Below are 22,012 nucleotides of genomic sequence, written 5' to 3'. Positions count from 1 at the left end.
TCTCAAACGAAATGATAGGCCATGCCCTGGGCCGATGCAACTTTATCGCCGTTCTGATTGGTGAGATCCACATTCCAAAGACTTACCCGGTTTCGGATATCAATGGGTGTGGCCTCGGCACTCACACAATCCCCAACGACAGTTGCCTGAAAATAGTTGATTTTGATCTCCAATGCGAATGATTTAATGCCTCGTGCATTAGCCGCCACAGCAAAGGCCTGATCTGCGAGCGCAAAAAGGACGGCTCCATGAGTGCGATCCTCTGCATTGCAGTAAGACTCTTGAATCGTCAGACTCACTCGCGCGTAAGAATCTCTCACTTCATCAATGGAAATTCCGAGGAGCTTTGCGAAAGGATCGCCTCCGACCACTTCTCGAGCAAAGGCGATAGGGTCCTCGTTTCTCAGCTTACGGTGCTTATCTTTCGACATATTTTCACCTGGGGAACTTATCGGGCTAAACGGCGGTCGTGATCACGTTCCTTTGACTGCTGGTCTTGAGGGGTAACCAGTTCCGGTCGGGAGATCTTATTGTGTGTCGTGGCAATTTTCAAAAAATTTTTGAGGAGTAATCCGCCGTCAGGACGATTCTTCAGATAGTACTCCGTATGGGCCTGAACTCCGTAGGCCGGTTTTGTCGGATGCTTAATTATTTGATGACGGCAGAGATCGTTTTCTGCAAGTCGAACGAATCCCGGAGGAAGCTTTTTTACTTCGTCATAATGGTTTTGCACCAGGTTGAGCGTTTTTCCCATTCCTTGGAATAATGGATCGTCGGCCACAACGAAAATGTTGTGACGTCCCTTCTCCGTGGGGTTCTTCTTGTAAGGGATGCAATCGTCTTCACTGCCGTTGATCGGGCCGACTTTGCCTCCGAATGCCAGAGCAAGTGCCTGATGCCCGCCACAGATTCCGATAACCGGTATTTCCAATTCCTCGACGATAGTCTTCAAGGCCTTGAGGAAATTATCGAGTTCCGTGGGATCGTATTTACACCACGGCACTCCGTTGGGGCTCAAGGCAAGGAATGAGGGACGCCGCGCCTTCATGTCCTTGACTGTGATCTCTCTGTACGGGAGCACGATGCCTGTACCCTCGGCGCCAAGCCCTGCAAGAATGTCTCTCACTTTTTCCGCCTGTCTGGACGTTCTTCCGCTGAAGAGATTGACGACGATCCATGTGCCTGTTGTGGGCTCCGGGGTGGTGGATATGAGTTTGGGCTTGAGCTTTTCTGAACGTTTTGTTTTCGCACTTTCACAAGGCGTAATAGCAATAGAAAGTATCGCGGCTAACGCGAAAAAGAAAAAACATCGATTCAGATTCATGAACAACGCCTTTCAAACAAAAAATGATGCTTTCCCAAAACATTAAAATTATAGAAAAGAATCTTATAAATATCAATAGTTATGAACTCAAAATGAGTTATAATCTATTAGTGATAAGTATTTGTCTTAAATACATAACAAATGTAGAACATTAAAGATCGGTGCCTAACATGTTGAACACTCTCACCGGTCTCAAAGCTATTTCCTGACCCTGCGGTTCCGGATTTACCAATATCAGCAAGCCTCCGCTTGCCGAAACTACTTTGAAGAGTCTCTGTTGGTTCGATGCTGGAACAAATCGCGATTTTTGCACGAGAATCGGCGCTCCTCTCATGAGGCGGTTCATTTCTCCCGGGAGCATACGTATGTCAGGAATATGAGAGAGGGAATCAGATACCCCGATGAGTCTCTCTCGAATCAGATCCGGACCTGCTTCAGAAATTTCATCCAAAGTCACAGCCTGATTCACATGGAAGGACCCGCTTTCGGTCCTTCTCAGCCGTTCCAGTCTCGCCCCCACCTTTAGATCGTTTCCTATATCCCTGGCAAGCGAACGCGCGTAGGTTCCTTTGGAACAGGTGAGCTCCAGTTCGAGAAACGGGCAATTCCAAGTCCCTGCCACCAGAGACATTATTTCCACTTTTCGGGGAGCGAGTTGCGGAAAAATCCCTTTTCTCGCTAACTTGTAGATGGGAACCCCTTCTTTCTTGATCGCGGAGAAATGTGGTGGAATTTGGTCTATGACTCCCCTGTACGGTATCAGGGCCCTCTCAATGTCGTTTAGAGTCAGATGAGATGGATCTGACGTACGAATGACCCGACCGTCTTTATCCGCGGAATCCGTTTCTTCTCCGAGCTTCACCACCATGTGGTAGCATTTGCGCGTTTCATTCAGATGGTCCAGGGTGCGTGTCGCGACCCCGATCAAGATAACCAGCAGTCCTGTTGCAGCGGGATCGAGTGTCCCCGAATGCCCCACTTTCGCAGGTTTGACCTTACGTTTTATGACTCTGACCACGTCGTTGGACGTGATTCCTTCAGGTTTGTCTACCAACAATATTCCGTGCAAACGTGCAGCCTCGCGAACGATATTTGGCCGAAGATTCCGAGCGTCAACATGGGCCGACATCCGAAATCCGGGTGAAACGTGGATAGGACAACCCTATCCCTGGGAGGTACCGTAAACCGAATAGACTCGAATAGAAAGAGGAGAATTGAGCGGCTCACAATTCAGATAGATTGGGCCAGTATTTCTTGTGCATTGCCAGGACATCTCTCAGTCGAGCTTTGAATGTACCATTCAGCTTTTCCGGAGAAGGCTGAAAAGGCACCATGTCGATATCGCAATTGTACGAGCACAGGAGACCCATGATTTCCTTGACCGAATTCGTCAATGCGGTCAAATTGTAACCGCCTTCCAGAGTCAGAATCAATCTTCCCGAACTATAGAGTTCCGCGAGATGCATGAGTATCTGCAGCATCTGCGAATACCCTTTTTCCGTAACAGCCATACCACCGAGAGGGTCCCGTTCATGTGCGTCGAATCCTGCAGAGACCAGGATAAGTTCGGGTTTGTACATCTCCAATACAGGGGCGATCAACAGGTGGAAAACCGTCAGATATTCGTCATCTCCAGCTCCGGCTGCGAGTGGGATGTTTATCGTATGTCCTTCTCCCCGGCCTTGTCCTACTTCTCGAATCCCTCCCGTGCCGGGATAATGAGGGTATTGATGAACAGAGATGAATAGTACCTCTTCTTCTTCATAGAAGGCATTCTGGGTTCCGTTGCCGTGATGCAGGTCCCAGTCAATAATTGCAACTCTGCTCAACTTATGCCTGGAAATCGCGTATCGAGCCGCCAGAGCGATGTTGTTGAACAGACAGAATCCCATAGCTCTACGTCGCTCTGCATGATGTCCCGGGGGCCGTATGAAGGCAAAGCCGTTTCTCACGCGACCTTCTATCACTGCATCAACAAGGTTGAAGAGTCCGCCAACCGCTTTTGATGCGGCTTCCCAGGAATGTGCACACGTACAGGTATCGGGATCCAGGAAAGTATTCGACCGCCCCGCTGTGGTAACAATCTGATTGACATAACGCGGATCGTGATTGGTCGCAATCTCTTCCAAAGAAGCCTCTCGGTTGGGAATCTCGACAAAATTCAACTCGGATTCAAGTTGGTCGATCATATTGTAGATGACTTCCAGTCTTTCAGGGCATTCCGGATGGTACTCACCCATATCATGCAAAAGGTAAACCCCGTCTCTGACAATTCCGGTAGGCTTCATGTAAGTTGCCTTCTTGTGAGAATTCATAGCGAGTATAAAAAAATTTACCATTTCGGCCAGTTCTAGTCAATTATTTTGACGATACTTAACTATCTGTTCCAGCGCTAACATGCGCAAATAGAGAAATTACTTTTCATCATTTTCTATGTCGAGTATCTTTGTGACTGCGCGCAATCCCGTCATAGGCGTGTGGATTGTTGAATACCAATCTCCCCAGCGAGAGGATAGAGCAAATGCTCCTTGCTATTGATGTAGGAAACACAAACACCGTTATCGGAGTATTTGAAGGAAAAAAACAGCTCGGCATTTGGAGAATCAGAACAGTAGAAGATACGACAGTTGACGAATACAGAATCATGTTGCGGAACCTTGCCGAACTTGAAGGCATGGATCCGCTCAAAATAGACGGAGCGATAATCTCCTGCGTCGTGCCGCCATTGATATCTGCTCTCGAAGAGCTTTGCGCATCTCTGAAGATAACTCCTTTTTTCGTAGGACCGGGAATGAAAACCGGAATGCCTATTCGTTACGATAATCCGCGGGAAGTGGGAGCAGACAGAATCGTAAACGCTGTGGCCGCTTACGAAAAATTCGCTTGTGAGTTGATTGCAGTCGATTTCGGGACTGCTACCACTTTTGACTACATAAATAAACTCGGTGAGTATGAAGGCGGAGCAATTGCGCCGGGTGTCAAAATAGCAGCAGAGGCACTGTTTCATGAAGCATCCAAACTTTTCAGAGTCGAATTGGCGGCGCCGGCGCGAGTAATTGCAAAAGATACTGCATCTGCCATACAGTCCGGCATCATATTCGGGTACGCTGCTCTAGTTGACGGTATCCTCATGCGTATGTTCGAAGAATTGGGGTCTCGACCGAAAGTCGTTGCCACCGGTGGGCTGGCTCGAGTCATCTCCGCAGAAACCAAGCTCGTCGATGTGGTCGATGACGATCTGACCATGGAAGGACTGCGAATTCTATACTTCCGAAATGTATCGCCAAAAAAATAGAACCCTGCAAGATCCATCTTTGCATGAACATTTGCCGAAGAACGAATGTCATATTGTGCGAAGAGCGTACCCGAGATTTCATCACCGTTCCGGTTGGAATTGGTGGCGCATAGTGAATACTCGCATCTGACCGGTTTCACAAGATCGGGATCGCTCATGAAAATGTTACGTTCTATCGGAGGCAGACATGAAGAAATTATTAATGACAACGGCGATCCTCCTTGCTGCGGGGATCATGGTGACGGCATTCCCTATGAATTCTGACGCTTTCCTTGGCCCAATCTGGACTCCAGGTGGATGTCCGGGCCTAGGCGGCGGTGGCAGCGGTTGCAGCTCGTGTTACTGGGGAGCCGGCTCATATGGCGTAAGCTATGGCGGCGGTTTCGGATGGCCGGCAGGAGGTTACGGCTATGGCGGTTACGGTCGCAGGGGCTATTATGGTGCCGGTGTCGGAGTGGGTTCGCTTTATGGCGGATTCGGTTGGGGAGGCCGTGGCGGACGGACCTACGGAGGAATCGGATTCGGTTGGTAACCTCGCTGTAATATAGCAAATGTCAGAATTTTTATCTGATTGCGAAAAGCGCTTCTCGAAAGCGATTGGTGGGTGCCGGCCTCCGTGCCGGCACATTTTCAAAACAAATCAACCCAGTTCGGCACGGCAGAGACGCTGCGCTCTACCATTTCCTCATAAAGGGTAGGGTGTTCCTCTCGAGGTCCCCGGTACTCGCTCAAATACTGCTGACAACTTCAGAGACTTCCCTCACGCTCGAATCATATCCCGAAGGTGTCTTGCACGCATAGAAGCAATGACTAAGCTAGAAGCAGAGCCCGAAGAGCTCCTCCCTGGTGCGCGTGGGCTCGGACCTCCGGGATATGCGATGGGGTCCCGGAGGTTTGCTTTTTCATCACGAAATAATCCAGCTTATAGCGATTGCAAAGAAACTCTGACGTTTATCCCATATTCCAATACAAGATACTAGTGGGGACCGGCACTCTGCCGGTCCATTCTATCGATATCATTGATCATATTGAAGATGTGCCGGCACGGAGGCACGGCACCCACCAATATTCCTACTCTTCAATCGGACATTGATTTTGGCAAAGTGTGCACGAAGGAATCTTCAGTTGAAAAAAAAAATCGAGGGCCATTGCAGCCCTCGATTATAGGTTTCACGCAGATTTAACGTATGACTAGAAGACGCCTTTGACTTTTCCGGTCTCCACGTCAACGTCGACTCTTCTAAAAGCAGGATTCGAACCGGTTCCCGGCATGAGAGAGATGGCTCCCGCAACAGGTACCACGAATCCGGCGCCTTTATAGGTGAGAATGTCTCTAATGGGGAGAGTCCAACCCTTAGGTACACCCTTTATGTTGGGATCATGGGACAGACTGAGGTGCGTCTTGACCATGCAGGTTCCCAGTTTGGCCAGATCGGGATCTGCTTCCATCTTTTTCGCTTTGGCTTCCGCTTCCGGAGTGTAGCTCACGCCGTCGGCTCCGTACACTTCTTTGGCGATCAGTTCAATGCGCTGTCGAAGCGGCATCGACAGGTCGTACAGCAGTTTGAATTCGTTTGGCTCTTCGCATGCGTCCACAACGGCATCAGCGAATTCCAGGGCGCCGTCGCCACCTTTGAGCCAGTGCTGGGATACTGCTACGCGGGCGCCTGCGGCTTCGGAAAGTCTTCTCACCGCGGCGATTTCGTCTTTGGTATCCGTATAGAAGGAGTTGATGCAAACAACCGGATTGATACCGGCTTTTTTCACTGTCTCAATGTGGTGAACGAGGTTCTTCGTTCCTGCTTCCACCCAACCTACGTTTTCGCCTTCATACTCTTTGGGCATGGGCAGACCGGGGCGAGGAACAGGAGCGCCACCATGGCATTTCAGAGCGCGAATCGTGGCTACGACGACTGCGCAATTGGGTTTCAGACCAGAGAAGCGGCACTTGAGGTTCCAGAATTTCTCGAAACCGATGTCGGCACCGAATCCGGATTCCGTTACATGGTAATCGGAAAGCTTCAGAGCAACTCTATCCGCTATAATTGAGGACTGACCGATGGCGATGTTCGCAAACGGACCTGCATGGACCAGCACGGGCTGACCTTCGATGCTCTGGAGCAGGTTGGGATTGAGGGCTTCCACCATCCATGCTGTCATTGCGCCGTCAACTTCCAGATCTGCGGTGGTAACCGGCTGACCTTTCTTGTTATAGGCGACGACCATCTTGCCCATGCGCTCACGCATATCTTTCAGGTCGTTGGACACAGCCAGAATAGCCATGATCTCGGAAGACACTGCGATGCCGAAAGATGAGCGCATCATGAAGCCGTCCATCTTCCCACCAAGACCGATGATAATGTTACGCAAGGATTGAGCGCAGAAATCGATAATCCACCCGAGTTCCACATTTCTGGGATCGATATTCAGGCGGGGCATGCCTCTCTTTGCCCATTCTTCATCGTCATAGTTGAACTCATGCTGCATACGAGCGCACAGGGCGACCATAGCCAGGTTGTGGGCGTTCATGATCGCATTGATGTCGCCTGTCAGGCCGAGAGAGAAGGGGGTCAGCGGAATGCACTGTGCAAGACCACCACCAGCGGCCGAGCCCTTGATATTCATGGTGGGGCCGCCGGAGGGCTGACGAATGGCAGCCGTCACGTTCTTCTTCCGTTTACCGAGACCTTCTACCAAGCCCATGCTGCTTGTGGATTTTCCTTCTCCAAGCGGCGTGGGGGTGATAGCCGTGACGTCGATATACTTGCCGTCAGGTCTGTCTTTGAGACGATTGAGGATTTTTCGATAGTCGAGCTTCGCTACATAATGACCGTGAGGCAGCACTTCTTCTTCTTGCAGTCCAAGCTCATCTCTGAGCTGATAGACTGTTTTCATTGTCTTTTCCGCCTCTTCGGCAATCTGCCAGTCAGCCATTTTGGTAGGGTCGAGAGCCATGTACACCTCCTGTGAAGAATCAATTCACCGTGCAGGAAACCCTGCTTTATTCGGTCAATAGATTTGAATTTTCAAGGAATTCCCGGGCAGGAAAACAGCTTATAATTTTAGCCCAAGACTCTGAATGGAGCAACAAAAAACGTTCCTGCCACTACTGAGTCAGAGGCTCAAATTTTAGGCTTCCCTGAGGAAAGTCGCTGCATTTTTGAATACCGCCAGCCCGTCTCCCTCTTCGGGCAGTTCCTCGCGTGTCCAGCGAGGATGATTGGTACGATGCACGAAACATTCAGGATGAGGCATCAGACCGAAAATTCTTCCTGTCGTATCGCACAAACCGGCTATTGCCAATTCAGAGCCGTTGGGATTCTCTGGATACTGCATCGTCGGTCCGTCGCTGTCTTGAGAACAGTATCGGAGAACGGCCTGGTGTTGATTTACCAGGTCAGAGGAAACAGCCTCGGATCTGCTGATAATCTTTCCCTCACCATGACGTACAGGCAGATACAGACGCTTCAATCCCCGGGTGAATACGCACGGGGAATCGGAATCGACAGAGAGATATACCCATCGGTCTTCAAAACGTCCGCTGTCGTTCGCAGTGAGTGTCACGTCTCTGGTACCGTACGCCCCCCCGATTGCCGGCAACAATCCGAGCTTTGTAATAAGTTGAAATCCGTTGCAAATCCCCAGTAGCAGTCCGCCCCGAAAGATGAACTCCATGAAGCGATCGATCAAGCGGCCACCGTTGATTCGGGAATGGCGAATCCGATTTGCACAGGCTTGAGCCGCACCGAGATCGTCGCCATCCAGAAAACCACCGGGAAAAACAATGAGGTTATACGCCGCGGGATCTACCTGCCCGCGGGCAAGAAAATTCAGATGGACAAGGTCAATGGTATTGAACCCTGCTAGTTCGAGTGCGCGACGGGTTTCGTTTTCACAGTTGATTCCGTGACCCGTCGGGACCAGAGCGGTCAAATTCATAGACGTATATTCTCCTGGACGGCTTCAGCTTTCGTAAGTCGCCCGTATCGACCCGTCCGCTACGGCTTCTGCTCTCTTCTGTGGGCAAATCGGAAGCTCTAGAATAAAGGCTTTACCGATTGAGCCGCAAGGTTCAGGTAATTGGTCGGAAATATTCCGATATAGAGCACAACTGAAGCAGCAATTGTGAGCGCCAGCAGCATTGCAGGTCCGAACTGCAATTTAGCCGGTTCGGCCTCAGGAGACTCCATATACATTTTCATCACTACTCTGAAGTAATAAAACACTGATGCAGCGCTCGTCAAGACACCGATTACGACAAGCCAGATATACCCCTGCTTGATCGCTGCACTGAATATTGTGAACTTGCCGACGAACCCCGCTGTAGGAGGAATTCCTGCCAGAGAAAACAGGAAAATCGACATCGCCAGTGCCAGGAGCGGGTTCGTCCGGGCTAATCCGCGATAATCATCGAGATAAACATTTGCTTCGCCTTTTCTTCCTACCAGAGCCACCACGCCGAAAGCTCCCAAATTGGTGAAGGTATAGGCCAGCAGATAGTACAGAATCCCCGAAGTCCCTGCTTCCTGTCCGGCAATCATGCCGATAAGAATGTATCCGGCGTGAGCAATACTGGAATAGGCAAGCATCCTTTTAATGTTGTCCTGAACAATTGCTGCGAGATTGCCGAGAATCATAGTCAAGACAGCGAGTACCCACAAAATATCAACCCAGTTCACCTGGATGGAAATCAGAGACTCGAAGAAGACTCGGACGAACGCTGCAAATGCTGCAGCCTTGACTCCCACGGACATAAATCCAGTCAGAGGAGAAGGGGCACCTTCGTACACGTCGGGAGTCCACATGTGAAAGGGAACGGCCGCAACCTTAAAAGCGAATCCTACCAGGAGCATTCCCATTCCGATATACGCCATCTGGCCGATCTTGCCTGATTGGAAGTACTTGGAAAGCTCGGGTAATCCCAGCGAACCGGCAGAGCCGTACAAGAGGGCTGCGCCATAGAGAAAAATCGCACTGGAGAACGCACCGAGAAGCAGGTATTTCAGCGCTGCTTCTTTCGATTTCAGGTTGGCAGGCAGAATTCCCGCTAGAACGTAAATCGATATGGACAGAGTTTCCAACCCAATGAAGATCGTCAATAGATGATTTGCGGACACCATGAACATCATGCCGGCAGACGAAAAGAGCAGTAGAACGAAATACTCGCTCAGGTCCAACTCGTCATCCGTCAGGTATTTTACGGACGTCAGAACCGTCATGCCCGCGGCAATCAGAATCAGAAGGTTGAAAAACCAGGTATAGGCATCCAGACTGATCAACCCTGAAAAGGCCTGTTCGTTCAAAAACCTGAGATGGCTATTTGCGGCTCCAGCCACAAGTATCCCCGCAAGACTGACGATTGCAGCCGCAGGAACAGCACCTTTACGCATGAACAGGCACATCAGCATCACAAAAATGCCTGCCAATGACAAAACGAGAGCCGGCAGAATTCCGCCAAGATTAATCTCGGGTACTTGGATCATCCCGGTTGCTCCTAAACCTTTTTATCGGCGATTTTCAACGGGAAGCGAAGTAATAGCAACTTCGGCTTGCCCGACATTTGTCTGTTTTTTGGCTTTTTCCATATTTAGAACTGCAGTCTTCTTGGTTTCAACATGACTCAGGAATTTTTTCACAGGCGCTGCCATGGGCTGCAGGAATGTGTTCGGATATACGCCGATCCATACCACGAATACCAAAATCGGCACGAGCACCAGGACTTCCCTTGCGGAAAGATCGGGCAGTCCGAGATTCTTCGGGTTGGTTACTTTTCCGAACATGACACGCTGAAACATCCAGAGCATGTATACAGCGGCAAAGATGACTCCACTTGCAGCCAACACTGCATACACCGGATAGACTTTAAAGGTGCCCAGAAGAATGAGAAATTCACCCACGAATCCGTTTAATCCCGGAAGTCCGATAGATGACAAGGTGAAAATCATGAAGAATACTGCAAAAAGAGGCATGACTTTGGACAACCCGCCGAATTCCGCTATGAGTCGGGTATGCCGGCGCTCGTAAATCATGCCGACGATAAGAAAGAGGGCCCCCGTGCTCAGTCCGTGATTGATCATCTGAAGAATACTGCCCTCGACACCTTGTGAAGTGAAGGCAAACATCCCCAACATGACGAAACCGAGGTGGCTCACACTGGAGAACGCAACGAGTCTTTTCACGTCAACCTGTACCATCGCGACCCATGCGCCGTATATGACTCCGATGACCGAGAGAACGCAGATCCACCAGGTTGCATCAGCAGCGGCATTAGGGAAGAGTGGTATAGCGAACCGTATGAACCCGTATGTCCCCATTTTGAGGAGGACGGCGGCCAGCACAACGCTACCCACTGTGGGAGCTTCTGTATGGGCGTCCGGCAACCATGTATGAAAGGGGAACATGGGGACTTTGATCGCAAAAGCCAGGAAGAATGCCAGGAACATCCAGAACTGCGCCTTGAGCGGAACTGCAAAATCATAGAGCTTCAGGAGATCGAACGTATACGTGCCGGTTGACTGTCCTGCCATGAAGTACAGAGCCAAAATAGCAACAAGCATCAGCAGAGAACCGACTATGGTATACAAAACGAACTTGATCGCTGCATATAATCTGCGGGCAGGATTACCCCACACGCCGATAAGCAGGTACATCGGGATCAGCATCACTTCCCAGAATACGTAAAAGAGAAACAGGTCAAGGGATACGAATACGCCAATCATCCCCACTTGCAGGATGAGCAACGAAATAAGGAATTCCTTGACCCTCGTCTGGATATCCTCCCAGGAAGCGAGCACTACTATGGGGCCGAGCAAGGTCGTCAGAAGGACGAGAAACAAACTGATCCCGTCGATGCCAAGCTTGTAGGAAATTCCCCAATCGGCGATCCAGACCCGATTCTCCACGAGCTGCATATTTGGGGAGGAAGCATCGAACCAACCCAGGGCGGCAATGCTTACCACAAAATCGGCAAGCATGAAAATTAACGCAACCCAGCGGAGCAGTGTCTTAGATTCCCGGTTCAGGATAAGAAGCAGAATCGCCCCGATCAACGGGATAAAGGTGATCAAACTGAGCAAAGGGAAGGAAGCATTCTCCATGAACGGTATTCCTCCGTGTCCTATTTCAGGACTAAATAGCCGATTATCGCCAGGACTCCCAGCAATACGGAAAAGGCATAATCTTTTACCAGACCGGTCTGAAGCCAACGCAAACCGCTGCCGATATTGCGCGTGACAGAAGCCACTCCGTTCACGATGCCGTCGATGATGGCCTCATCAAAGTATTTCCACAGAAGTTGTGAGAATTTGACGATTGAGTTTACAAACAGCACATCATAAAGCTCGTCCATCCAGTATTTGTTGTAAACAAGCGTGTGGACCGGGCCGAAAGTCTCAACCATCTTTTCAGATACCGAAGGCTTCGTGACGTACATGTAGCGTGCCAGGAACAATCCGAAAAACGCTATACCAAGTGATACTGCCATGAGCACCAGCTCCAGAGCGAGACTGTGGTGCTCTGCATGCCCGTGATCGAGTATGTTTTTGGCGGAAGCAAACACGGGCGCCACGAAATCACCGAAATGATGCCACCCATGAAAGATCGGAATACCAACCAGACCGCCTACAAGTGAGAGACAAGCAAGAATTACGAGTGGTCCGGTCATAAGCGGCGGTGATTCGTGGACGTGATGAGCCGTTTCGTGGTCTACATGCGATTCGCCGTAAAAGGTCATGTACAACGATCTGAACATGTAGAATGACGTCATAATGGCTGCAACCGCTCCGAGTATCCAGAAACCCGGATGACGAAGCAAGGAATAGAAGAGAATCTCGTCCTTGCTGAAGAATCCTGCAAAAGGAAAGATTCCGGCGATTGCCAGGGTGCCGAATAAGTACGTCCCGTGCGTGTACGGCAACTTGCTCTTCAACGCTCCCATTTTTCGCATGTCCAGCTCTCCGGACATTGCGTGCATTACGCTTCCGGCTGCGAGAAAGAGCAGAGCCTTAAAGAATGCATGTGTCATGAGATGGAAGATGCCGGAAGCAAATGCTCCCACACCGCAAGCCATGAACATGTACCCGAGCTGGGAAATGGTGGAATACGCAAGAACCCGTTTGATGTCGTACTGCGTTATTCCCATAGTGGCAGCGAACAATGCGGTAGCTCCGCCTACGACAGCCACCACGGTTATGGAAACAGGCGCCATCGCGTAGAGCAGGCTGCACCGGGCAACCATGTAAACACCAGCGGTGACCATGGTGGCGGCATGGATCAATGCACTGACCGGAGTGGGGCCTTCCATTGCATCCGGCAGCCATGTATAGAGCGGTATTTGAGCCGATTTTCCAGTCGCGCCCACAAAGAGCAGAAGCGTGATCATGGTGACCATAAGACCGCCTTGCTCGAGCTTGCCGGAAGCTGCTGCAAATACATCTGTATAATTCAGCGATCCGAAAGTGACGAATATGAGGAACATGCCGATCAAAAAGCCGAAGTCGCCAACCCGGTTGACGACAAAAGCTTTCTTGCCTGCATCCGCGGCAGACTGCTTCTCGTAGTAGTACCCGATGAGCAGGTACGAACAGAGCCCGACACCTTCCCATCCGACGAACATGAGTAGAAAATTGTTCGCTGACACGAGAATGAGCATGTTGAACACGAAGAGATTCAGGTATGCGAAAAACCTTCGGAAACCGAGTTCTCCGTGCATGTAACCGATGGAGTAGATATGGATCAGACAGCCCACTCCGGACACGATCAGCAACATGATGATGCTCAGCGGATCCACAAGGAATGCAATCGGAACATTCAAGTCACCGGAAAGCATCCACGTATACACCACTTTTTGTACTGTACGAGCTTCCGGAGGCATTCCGAGCAATTGGAGGAAGATTCCCACGGTCAACACGAACGATGCTCCGACCGACAGAGCGCCGATCCATCCGATGACCTTCTCGGGGAAATTCCTACCGAAAAGCCCGTTGATCAGGAATCCGATAAAGGGAAAAACAGGTATTAACCAGACCAGCTCAATCATACCAGGCTCCCACGGTGCGGTGCGACAGATCCGAGTTCAGCTTGGATCTGAACCCGTAACGGTCTACACGCTCACCATTTCATGAGATTGACTTGGTTTATATCCACCGTGCCTCTTTGCCTGTAAACCGCAACGGCAATTGCAAGACCTACTGCCACTTCGGCCGCCGCCACGACCATGATAAACAGGACAAATATTTGGCCTTCGATGGAACCCAAATACCGTGAAAAAGCTATGAACGTAAGGTTCACGGCATTCAGCATCAGTTCCAGCGACATCAGAATTACGATCAGATTTCTCCGGAACATTACGCCCACGGCCCCAAGAGTGAAGAGGGCCGCAGCCAGGAAGAGGTAATGCTGTAAAGTGATCATTTCTATATTCCCGAATCCATAAGAGCTTTCGGCTGAGGATTAGCCATTAATGCACAACGTCAGGATCGCTTTCGTGCCAGAAGTACCGTGCCGATGATTGCAGCCAAAAGGAGCACGGAAGCAACCTCGAACGGAAGTAGATACGTAGTAAACAGCTCCCGGGCAATCACTTCGGTGTTGGACACATCAGATACCGGATTCGGAGCATTCCCTGCAGGGATGAAGCTCCTGAGTACAGGAAACAAGAAAGACAGGAGGATCAGCGCAGCGATGACACCTACCCAAGTTCTGGCTTGTCGGGGGTCATTGGGAAGTCGAATCTGGTCCAGATTCAAGAGCATGATCACAAAGAGAAACAGCACCATAACTGCGCCTGCATATACCACGAGCTGAACCATTCCTATGAATTCAGCATGCAGCAGTATAAACATGGCCGCCAGTCCAACCATGACAATGATCATAAACAGAACATTGTGCATCGGCCTGCGGAGAAAAACGACACAAATAGCCGATATAAGGATGATTGCAGCCAACGCGTAGAAGATCACAGCTTCCATGGATGTACCCATACCTCCGACGCAGGGCAGCAATTCGACTCCGTTTCCCACGGTTTCGAATTGCGACCTGATTAGTCTTACTTTTTTTGACTTAAATAATTCGGAGGCAATATCTAGTCCGAATTATTCAAATGCAATGACGAACACATCCCACATATAACCGGAGCACTCTTTTCCTCGACTGCAGCCTACTTTATCCACCCATTTTCCGTACTCTGTTCGGGAAAGTTTTGGATGAAGAGAGGAAAAATGTTCCGATGTCTCTCAATGAAACAATCAACCAGCTTTCTTCTGAGAAACATATCTTGGCTGAGGAGGCTCCATAAGCTGTTCCTTATCCAGGATTAATGCTTCTCTGCTGTATTCTGAAAGCTCGTATGCAGTGCTCATTTCTATGGCATCTCGGGGACAAACCTCCACACAATAGCCGCAGAAAATACACCTTCCAAGATCGATAGTATATTTTTCCGGATATTTTCGATTGTCAGGTTCCGCTGCGCCTTCGATCTTGATGCACTCCGCGGGACACACTGTTGCACAGAGCATGCAAGCGACACACTTGATCTTTCCGGAAGCGTGCTTTGTCAATACGTGGCGACCTCTCCATCTCGGAGCCACATCCCATTTTTCATCAGGGTACTGGAGAGTGATCTTCTTGGAAAAGAAGTATCTCAATGTCAATTTCAATCCCTGTATCAACGGGGCAATCATCGTTCAGGACCTCATTTCCTTGTCAAAATCGAAGTGTCTCAGCTCATATATTGTCGCCAGAAAGTGTACACGAAGGCGGTCGCCATGACGTTCAGCAACCCGACCGGAAGCAGCACTTTCCAGCCAAATGTCATCACTCGGTCGTACCGCAATCTGGGATACGTGCCTCTGATCCATACGAAAACGAACACGAAAAAGAATGTCTTGGCCAAAAACCAGAATATTGGCGGGAGAATGGGGCCTTGCCAACCTCCGAAGTACAGCGTGGTCATAAGAGCGCTCAGGAAAAGTAGGTGAGCGTACTCGCCCAGGTAAAACAATCCGAATTTCATGGAACTGTATTCGGTCTGATAACCTGCAACCAGTTCATTTTCGCATTCCATCAAATCGAAGGGAGTTCGTGCAATTTCCGCACTGCCGGCGATAAGGAATAGGATGAACCCAAGCGGCTGCCTGAAGACATACCATTTCCATACGGAATCCTGCGCTTCCACGATGCCCACCAGACTGAGTGTTCCAGCAAGGAGGAGCACACCCAAAACCGAAAGGCTGAGACCCAGTTCATAGCTGATCATCTGTGCGCCGGCACGAATGGCACCGAGAAGCGAATACTTACTGTTCGAAGCCCAGCCGCCCAGGACAACTCCGTAAACACCGAGAGAGGATATGGCGAAGATGAAGAGGATTCCCACGTTCAGGTCCGCCACAACACCTGTATTCAGATCGAATTTGGCGGCAGCTTGACCGAAGATGCTTTCAAGTCCGAGCCCTTTGGCAAAAGGTATGACCGCAAAGGGAACCAGAGCGCACGTCACTACGATGAGCGGAGCTGCCAGATAGATAATGCGGTTCGCTCCGGATACCGTGATCTCTTCTTTCAGCAGCAGTTTCGCACCGTCTGCAAGCGGCTGGAGCAAGCCCCAGGGCCCCACACGATTCGGGCCGAGGCGTACCTGGAGCCAACCGAGAACCTTACGTTCCAAAAGCGTCAGATAAGCCACGAAAGTCAGGATTGCTACAATTACCAGTAAAACTTTCACCAACACCAGTATGACAGGAAGGGCGGATTCCATGTATTAAAACCTCGAAACCGTGTTAAGCCTTTTCCACTTTTACTTTCACCGCCGCATCATCCCACCGTGTGAGCATGTTCAGCTTGACGGTCGGGAAATGCAAGGGAACGATTACCACGCCATCCAAAGCACGTCGGGACAATTTCGCCACTGCCTGAATCGAAGCGCCCGAAGCGTCGCTGATTTTGACCTTATCGCCTTCATTGATGCCGAGTGCCCTGATGTCTTTCCAACTCATTTCGGCCTGGGCTTCGGGACAGACTTCCAGCAGAGACGGACTCCACGTGGAAAATGAGCCCGAGTGGAATTTAACGACACCGGGAATCAGGTACATCGGCAACTGGTTGACATTCAGCTCACGCACAGGGGCTGCCGGCATGAATTTGGCTTTCCCGCCGGGAAAACCCCCTTCGTAGAGAATCCCCTTACCGGGATCGTCCGGATCCACGCAGGGCCACGGCAGACCGCCACCAGCGAGCCTCTCGTAAGAAATGCCTCCGTAAGCGGCGACAGCCTGGGATATTTCCGCCATAACCTCTGCAGGGCCGGCGTAATCCATCGGTTTTCCCATGAGAGCAGACACTGCCGTCAGAATCTCCAGATCCGTCTTGCCGATGGTGGAGTCAACGACCGGGTGGATCGGCTGGACAAGCCGTTCTGCACTGGTATACGTGCCGGTTTTTTCGGCAAATGATGCTGCCGGCAGGACTACGTGAGCCATTCTTGCCGTGTTTGACAAAAACATGTCCTGCACGACCAAGAAATCAACCTTCTTCAGAGCTTCTTCCACCATGACCCGGTCAGGGTAGGTGTCTATTGGATTCTCACCTGCAATGTAGATTCCCTTGATCTCTCCCAGGCTTGCTTTGGAAAAGATCTCATTAGCTCCGAATCCGGGTTCTTTGGGAATCGATGCTTTCCAGAGTGCTTCGAGTTTTGCGCTTGCCGACTCATCCGTCACCGAAGCAAATCCGGGCAAGAGATCCGGCGTCAATCCCATATCTATAGCGCCTTGGGCATTTGCCTTTTCACCGAAAACATAAACACCGCAGGCCGGCTTTCCGATTCGACCGGTGATCAATGCCAGGTTGACTGCTGCGGTCGCAGCCTCAACATTGTTCCCGGGCCTGTTCAGTCCGGCCGTGAGGATGATTGTGGCTGTAGGAGCTTCCGCATATGCTTTTGCTGCTTCACGAATCAGATCGACACTTACTCCTGTGGTCTTGGATACTTTTTCGGGCGTATACTCTGCAAGAGAAGCAATCAACTCCCCAAGCCCTTCCGCCTTCATATCCACAGCAGCTTTGTCGAAGAGTTCGTTATCCACGATGGACTTGAGCATCGCATTAGCAATGAGGTATTCGGAACCCGGAGCGACCGGCAGATGAAGGCCGGGGCGATCGGTAAGCTTAGTCCGGATCGAATCCACCACGACAAGCTGGGCCCTATGGCGGCCGGAAGCGAGAATGACTTCGTTCTTTGCTATAGGATGCGTCTCTGTCAGGTCAGATCCGAGGAGCAGAATCACGTTTGCGTTTCTGATGTCCCTGATTGGGTTCGTGCTCGCAGGATATCCGAGAGACTTTCCTAACCCGTCCACCAGCGGCCGGTATCCGAATCCGGCTGCATGATCGATGTGCGGGGTTTCCAGGACTGTTCTCGCAAAGCGGTTGAAAACATAGGCTTCTTCATTGGTGAGACGCTCGGAACCGAGAGCCGCCAGGGAGTTCCCGCCCGAATTCGATTTGATGCGCTTCAGATTTTCCGCAACGAAACCGAGGGCTTCATCCCATTCAACTTCCTTGAGAGCCCCATCTTTGCGGATCATCGGTTTTTCGAGACGGTCCTGCGAGTACACATAAGGCCAGCCGTAACGGCCTTTTACGCAGAGGTTACCTTCGTTGGGACTATCCGCCGGAGAGGTGACAAAGACTATCTTGTCGTCCTTCTTCCGGACTGTAAGGGTACACCCGAGGCTGCAGAAAGAGCAGGTGGTGTTGACGTTCTCCAGCTCGAACTTACGGCCGGTACCCACCAGCCATTTGGAGCTGATAGCTCCCACTGGACAGATAGAAGCGCATTGGCCGCAGAATTCACAGTTCAGAGGTCTTCCGAAATCCGTAGAGACTTCCGAATGCATGCCGCGATTGATGAAACTCAATTCGTTCTGTCCCTGAATCTCGTCACAGATACGGACACACATGCCGCACCGGATACAGAGATTCATGTTGAACCGTATGAAATGAGAATCGTTATCCACGTGGAAAAACCGGTTTTCACGGGCAAACGGCAAATCATCAATTTGGTATTCGTGCACCAGGTTCTGTAATTCGCAACTGCCGCCCGCATCGCAGCTAGGACAGAGCAGAGGATGCGATCTCAAGAGCAATTGTAGCTGCATCCGCCTGCTCTCGATGAGCTTCGGCGTGTGCGTAGCCACCTCCATCCCGTCTCTCGCAGGATTGAAGCATGCCGGCATGGTGCGGGTTCGGCCTCGCGCCGTAACTTCCACATTACAGAGTCGGCAGGCCCCGAAAGGAATGAGGCGTTTGTCGTTGCAGAGAGTCGGAATTCGCACTCCTGCTTTCTGAGCGGCTTCCAATATGGAAGCACCGCGCTCGACAGTAACTTTTACTCCGTCAATGGTCAGGGTAACCATAGAAATCTACTCGCACTGCTATGAATTCGGTCTCACTGCTGCACCGGGTGCATAGCAAGACCGCACGTTTATCGGATTGCACCGAATCTGCAGTTGCTGATGCAGGTACGGCACTTTGTGCACTTATCCAAATCGATTCTCGCCACAGTCTTCTTTTCCCAAATGACTGCTCCGGACGGACAGTTCCTGTAGCACAAACCGCACATTTTGCATTTGTCCTCGATCACGACGAAATCGATGAGATCGGGACAAACCAGAGCAGGACAGTGCTTGTCTCGAATATGAGCTTCATACTCGTGGCGGAAATAGCGGATCGTTGACAGCACCGGATTTGCGGCGCTCTTGCCCAGACCGCAGTGGGACGTGTTATTGATGTGGTTTCCCAGCTCAATGAGAAACTCTATGTCTCCTTCTTGTCCGCGGCCTTCCACTATGTCCGTGAGCTTGTCGTACATCACCTTGAGGCCTTCCCTGCAAGGGACGCATTTTCCGCAGGATTCTTCGACAGAAAAATCCGTAAAAAATCGTGCAGTGTCAACCATACAGGTGAGTTCATCCATGATGACCACACCGCCGGACCCCATCATGGCGCCTGCCGAAATGAGAGACTCATAGTCGATTTGCACGTCTTCCATGCCCGATGGGATGCAACCGCCGGAGGGGCCGCCTATTTGAGCGGCTTTGAACTTTCTCTTCTTCGGTATTCCGCCGCCAATGTCAAAAATAAGGCTTTTCAGACTAGTCCCCATTGGGACTTCTACAAGCCCGACGTTTGCGATAGCCCCGGTAAGAGCGAAAACCTTCGTCCCCTTGCTGCCTTCGGTTCCGATGGATGCGAACCAGTCAGCTCCATTGAGGATAATGGGGTTGATGTTTGCGTACGTCTCGACGTTATTCAGGTTTGTGGGCTGGTTCCAGAGACCCGCTTCAGCGCTTCGAGGCGGCTTGATCCTCGGCATGCCGCGCTTGCCCTCGATGGAGTACATCAAGGCCGTGGATTCACCACAGACAAAAGCTCCGGCTCCAGGATAAATGGCTATATCGAAGTTGAATCCCTTCCCGAGGATATCCTGTCCCAGCAGTCCGTAAGCTCTTGCATCCTCGATGGCTTTCTGAAGGCGCTGAATGGCAAGAGGATACTCGGCTCGAACATAGATGTATCCTTGCTCTGCACCGATAGCGTACCCCGAAATGGCCATTCCTTCTAGAACCGAGTGAGGATCTCCTTCCATCACTGAGCGATCCATGAACGCGCCCGGGTCGCCTTCGTCTCCGTTACAGATCGTATACTTGGGAAAGCTCGTATATTTACGGCATTCTTCCCACTTCAGCCCGCATGGGAATCCGCCGCCGCCTCTGCCCCTCAGGCCTGACTTCTTGATTTCTTCAATCACGTCCTCTGGAGTCATCTCTTCCAGGACTTTGGAAAGAGCGGCGTAACCGTCGCGAGCAATGTAATCGTCGATATTCTCAGCGTCGATGAGACCCCGGTTGCGCAAGACGATGAGTCTTTGAAGCCCGAAAAAACCGATATCCTTCATCAAAGGCACGCGATCCTTGGCAGCCTCCTCTTTGAAAAGGAGTTTTTCCACGACACGGCCTTTGAGTACGTGTTCTTCGACTATGAGCGGAGCGTGTTCCGGCTTGACCTGATTGTAAAAGATACCGTCAGGGTAGGCCACCATAATGGGACCTGCGGCGCAGAAGCCGTTGCACCCGGTCATGATGACCTGAACTTCATCCTGGAGATTTCGTTTCGCTAATTCTCTATCGAGCGCTTCTTTCACATCGAGAGAGCCGGAGGCCAAACAGCCTGTTCCTGCGCACAGCATGAACTGCATACGATAAGAGGGACTGGCACACATTGCCTATTCTCCAAAAAAATTGCCGGAATATATGTACCGACGGATTATGTCCGAATTTTGCACGTCTCAGGTGGCTGTGGTTTCGCTTCCGCGAGCCAACGCAAATTCTTCCACCGCTTTTCCCTGCATGACATGCTCGTTGAATATGCGAGCCGCTTTTGCCTTATCCACGAGGATATATTTGACCGGAGATTGGTCCGAAAGCTCAACGGTGACCATTGGTTCCTTGGAGCACAGTCCAGCACAGCCAGAATTAGTAATGATGACGTCAGTCAGGTCCTTTTCTGCAATCAACTCTCTGAATGCGCCCATTACGTCCCGGGCTCCCGCGGCAATTCCGCACGTACCCATATGGACCGTAATTTTGGCCCTATAGCTGCCGTCCCTGAGGACCATTTTGCCTCGTTGCTCTTCTTTGATTCTCTTGAGATCCTCGATACTGATTTTTGCCACGGTGTTCCTCCATGAGGATCATTGACTATGACTGTCTGTTATTGTCCTGCGCGCACTGCGCACCTGTCCGCACTCGTTTGCCTCTCAGTCCTTCCACGAGAGTAACAGTATCATCATAGGACTGAGTCTTCAGGGACGAGTGGACTATTGATAACCATCCAGAATCTTGATCGTGTCCGGTGGATGAATATTTCCGTGGGTGTCTTCTCCGATCAACATTACCGGAGCCAAACCGCAAGCGCCCAGGCATCGGACTGCTTCCAGAGTGAAACGACCGTCCTCGGACGTTTCTCCCACGTTGATCCCGACCTCTCGCACGATATTTTCGAGGATGTCTTTGGAACCTTTCACGTAACACGCGGTTCCCAGGCAGAGGCGAATAGTATGCCTTCCTCTCGGAGTGATGGTGAAAAACGAATAAAACGTGACCACGCCGTAAATATGGGATGCCGGAATATTCATGCCATAGGCAAGACGGTGCTGCACTTCCATGGGGAGGTAACCGTACAGGTCCTGAGCTTCTTTCAGCGCTGGAATCAGATGTCCTGCCTGTCCCGCGTACTTGTCGATAATTGCATCTAATTTTTCCAACTCTTCAGCAGGAAGAACTGCAACAGAGGGTTCCACTTTTCGTTTGAGTAGTGCGTCTCTTTCTTCCACTATC

The 22,012-nt window shown here is 50.8% G+C and carries 19 protein-coding genes; 2 read left to right on the top strand and 17 right to left on the bottom strand.

The window, feature by feature from the left end; translation table 11 throughout:
- Positions 1–2: 2 nt before the first annotated feature.
- The 4 genes from DESTI_RS13770 to DESTI_RS13755 form a co-directional block, all read right to left on the bottom strand.
- On the bottom strand, positions 3–431 hold the full coding sequence (locus tag DESTI_RS13770) for a PaaI family thioesterase (protein WP_014810584.1): 429 nt from the start codon (positions 429–431) through the stop codon (positions 3–5).
- Positions 432–448: 17 nt separating this feature from the next.
- On the bottom strand, positions 449–1,324 hold the full coding sequence (locus tag DESTI_RS28900; RefSeq protein ID WP_014810583.1) for a type 1 glutamine amidotransferase: 876 nt from the start codon (positions 1,322–1,324) through the stop codon (positions 449–451).
- 151 nt (positions 1,325–1,475) lie between these two features.
- Positions 1,476–2,453, bottom strand: coding sequence for a tRNA pseudouridine(55) synthase TruB (truB, locus tag DESTI_RS13760; RefSeq protein ID WP_014810582.1), 978 nt, complete (start codon positions 2,451–2,453; stop codon positions 1,476–1,478).
- A 94-nt stretch (positions 2,454–2,547) separates the two neighbouring features.
- Positions 2,548–3,612: a histone deacetylase family protein gene (locus DESTI_RS13755; protein WP_014810581.1), complete on the bottom strand. Its 1,065-nt coding sequence runs from the start codon at positions 3,610–3,612 to the stop codon at positions 2,548–2,550.
- 233 nt (positions 3,613–3,845) lie between these two features.
- Between DESTI_RS13755 and DESTI_RS13750 the strand changes: the two genes are divergently transcribed.
- Entirely contained in the window at positions 3,846–4,619 is a 774-nt protein-coding gene (locus DESTI_RS13750; RefSeq protein WP_014810580.1) for a type III pantothenate kinase, read from the top strand.
- A gap of 187 nt (positions 4,620–4,806) precedes the next feature.
- Positions 4,807–5,151, top strand: coding sequence for a hypothetical protein (locus DESTI_RS13745; RefSeq protein ID WP_014810579.1), 345 nt, complete (start codon positions 4,807–4,809; stop codon positions 5,149–5,151).
- 659 nt (positions 5,152–5,810) lie between these two features.
- Here DESTI_RS13745 and DESTI_RS13740 read toward each other — a convergent pair.
- The 13 genes from DESTI_RS13740 to nuoE all read right to left on the bottom strand — a co-directional run bounded on the left by DESTI_RS13740 (position 5,811) and on the right by nuoE (position 22,008).
- Positions 5,811–7,574 (bottom strand): formate--tetrahydrofolate ligase, encoded by a 1,764-nt coding sequence (locus tag DESTI_RS13740; protein ID WP_014810578.1) that lies wholly within the window; start codon positions 7,572–7,574, stop codon positions 5,811–5,813.
- Between the two features lie 174 nt (positions 7,575–7,748).
- Positions 7,749–8,558: a phosphoribosylformylglycinamidine synthase subunit PurQ gene (locus tag DESTI_RS13735; RefSeq protein ID WP_014810577.1), complete on the bottom strand. Its 810-nt coding sequence runs from the start codon at positions 8,556–8,558 to the stop codon at positions 7,749–7,751.
- Between the two features lie 98 nt (positions 8,559–8,656).
- Positions 8,657–10,102 (bottom strand): NADH-quinone oxidoreductase subunit N, encoded by a 1,446-nt coding sequence (locus DESTI_RS13730; RefSeq protein ID WP_014810576.1) that lies wholly within the window; start codon positions 10,100–10,102, stop codon positions 8,657–8,659.
- A 21-nt stretch (positions 10,103–10,123) separates the two neighbouring features.
- Positions 10,124–11,716, bottom strand: a complete 1,593-nt coding sequence (locus tag DESTI_RS13725) for an NADH-quinone oxidoreductase subunit M (protein ID WP_014810575.1) — start codon at positions 11,714–11,716, stop codon at positions 10,124–10,126.
- Between the two features lie 20 nt (positions 11,717–11,736).
- On the bottom strand, positions 11,737–13,656 hold the full coding sequence (nuoL, locus tag DESTI_RS13720) for an NADH-quinone oxidoreductase subunit L (RefSeq protein ID WP_014810574.1): 1,920 nt from the start codon (positions 13,654–13,656) through the stop codon (positions 11,737–11,739).
- A 71-nt stretch (positions 13,657–13,727) separates the two neighbouring features.
- On the bottom strand, positions 13,728–14,030 hold the full coding sequence (gene nuoK, locus DESTI_RS13715; protein WP_014810573.1) for an NADH-quinone oxidoreductase subunit NuoK: 303 nt from the start codon (positions 14,028–14,030) through the stop codon (positions 13,728–13,730).
- 59 nt (positions 14,031–14,089) lie between these two features.
- The gene (locus tag DESTI_RS13710) at positions 14,090–14,599 is read right to left on the bottom strand and encodes an NADH-quinone oxidoreductase subunit J family protein (RefSeq protein ID WP_083846742.1); all 510 of its coding nucleotides are present in this window, start codon (positions 14,597–14,599) and stop codon (positions 14,090–14,092) included.
- Between the two features lie 264 nt (positions 14,600–14,863).
- On the bottom strand, positions 14,864–15,298 hold the full coding sequence (gene nuoI, locus DESTI_RS13705; protein ID WP_014810571.1) for an NADH-quinone oxidoreductase subunit NuoI: 435 nt from the start codon (positions 15,296–15,298) through the stop codon (positions 14,864–14,866).
- Positions 15,299–15,336: 38 nt separating this feature from the next.
- Positions 15,337–16,371 carry an NADH-quinone oxidoreductase subunit NuoH gene (nuoH, locus tag DESTI_RS13700; RefSeq protein WP_014810570.1) on the bottom strand — a complete coding sequence of 345 codons (1,035 nt, stop codon included), beginning with the start codon at positions 16,369–16,371 and terminating at the stop codon, positions 15,337–15,339.
- 22 nt (positions 16,372–16,393) lie between these two features.
- Complete coding sequence (locus tag DESTI_RS13695) at positions 16,394–19,030, bottom strand: molybdopterin-dependent oxidoreductase (protein ID WP_014810569.1); 2,637 nt, start codon at positions 19,028–19,030, stop codon at positions 16,394–16,396.
- Between the two features lie 68 nt (positions 19,031–19,098).
- Entirely contained in the window at positions 19,099–20,895 is a 1,797-nt protein-coding gene (locus tag DESTI_RS13690; protein ID WP_014810568.1) for an NADH-quinone oxidoreductase subunit NuoF, read from the bottom strand.
- A 66-nt stretch (positions 20,896–20,961) separates the two neighbouring features.
- On the bottom strand, positions 20,962–21,348 hold the full coding sequence (locus DESTI_RS13685; protein WP_014810567.1) for a (2Fe-2S) ferredoxin domain-containing protein: 387 nt from the start codon (positions 21,346–21,348) through the stop codon (positions 20,962–20,964).
- 144 nt (positions 21,349–21,492) lie between these two features.
- Complete coding sequence (gene nuoE / locus DESTI_RS13680; RefSeq protein WP_014810566.1) at positions 21,493–22,008, bottom strand: NADH-quinone oxidoreductase subunit NuoE; 516 nt, start codon at positions 22,006–22,008, stop codon at positions 21,493–21,495.
- Positions 22,009–22,012 lie beyond the last annotated feature (4 nt).

This window comes from Desulfomonile tiedjei DSM 6799 (assembly GCF_000266945.1).
Taxonomy (GTDB): Bacteria; Desulfobacterota; Desulfomonilia; order Desulfomonilales; family Desulfomonilaceae; genus Desulfomonile; species Desulfomonile tiedjei.
This window is presented reverse-complemented; position numbering and strand designations above follow the sequence as displayed.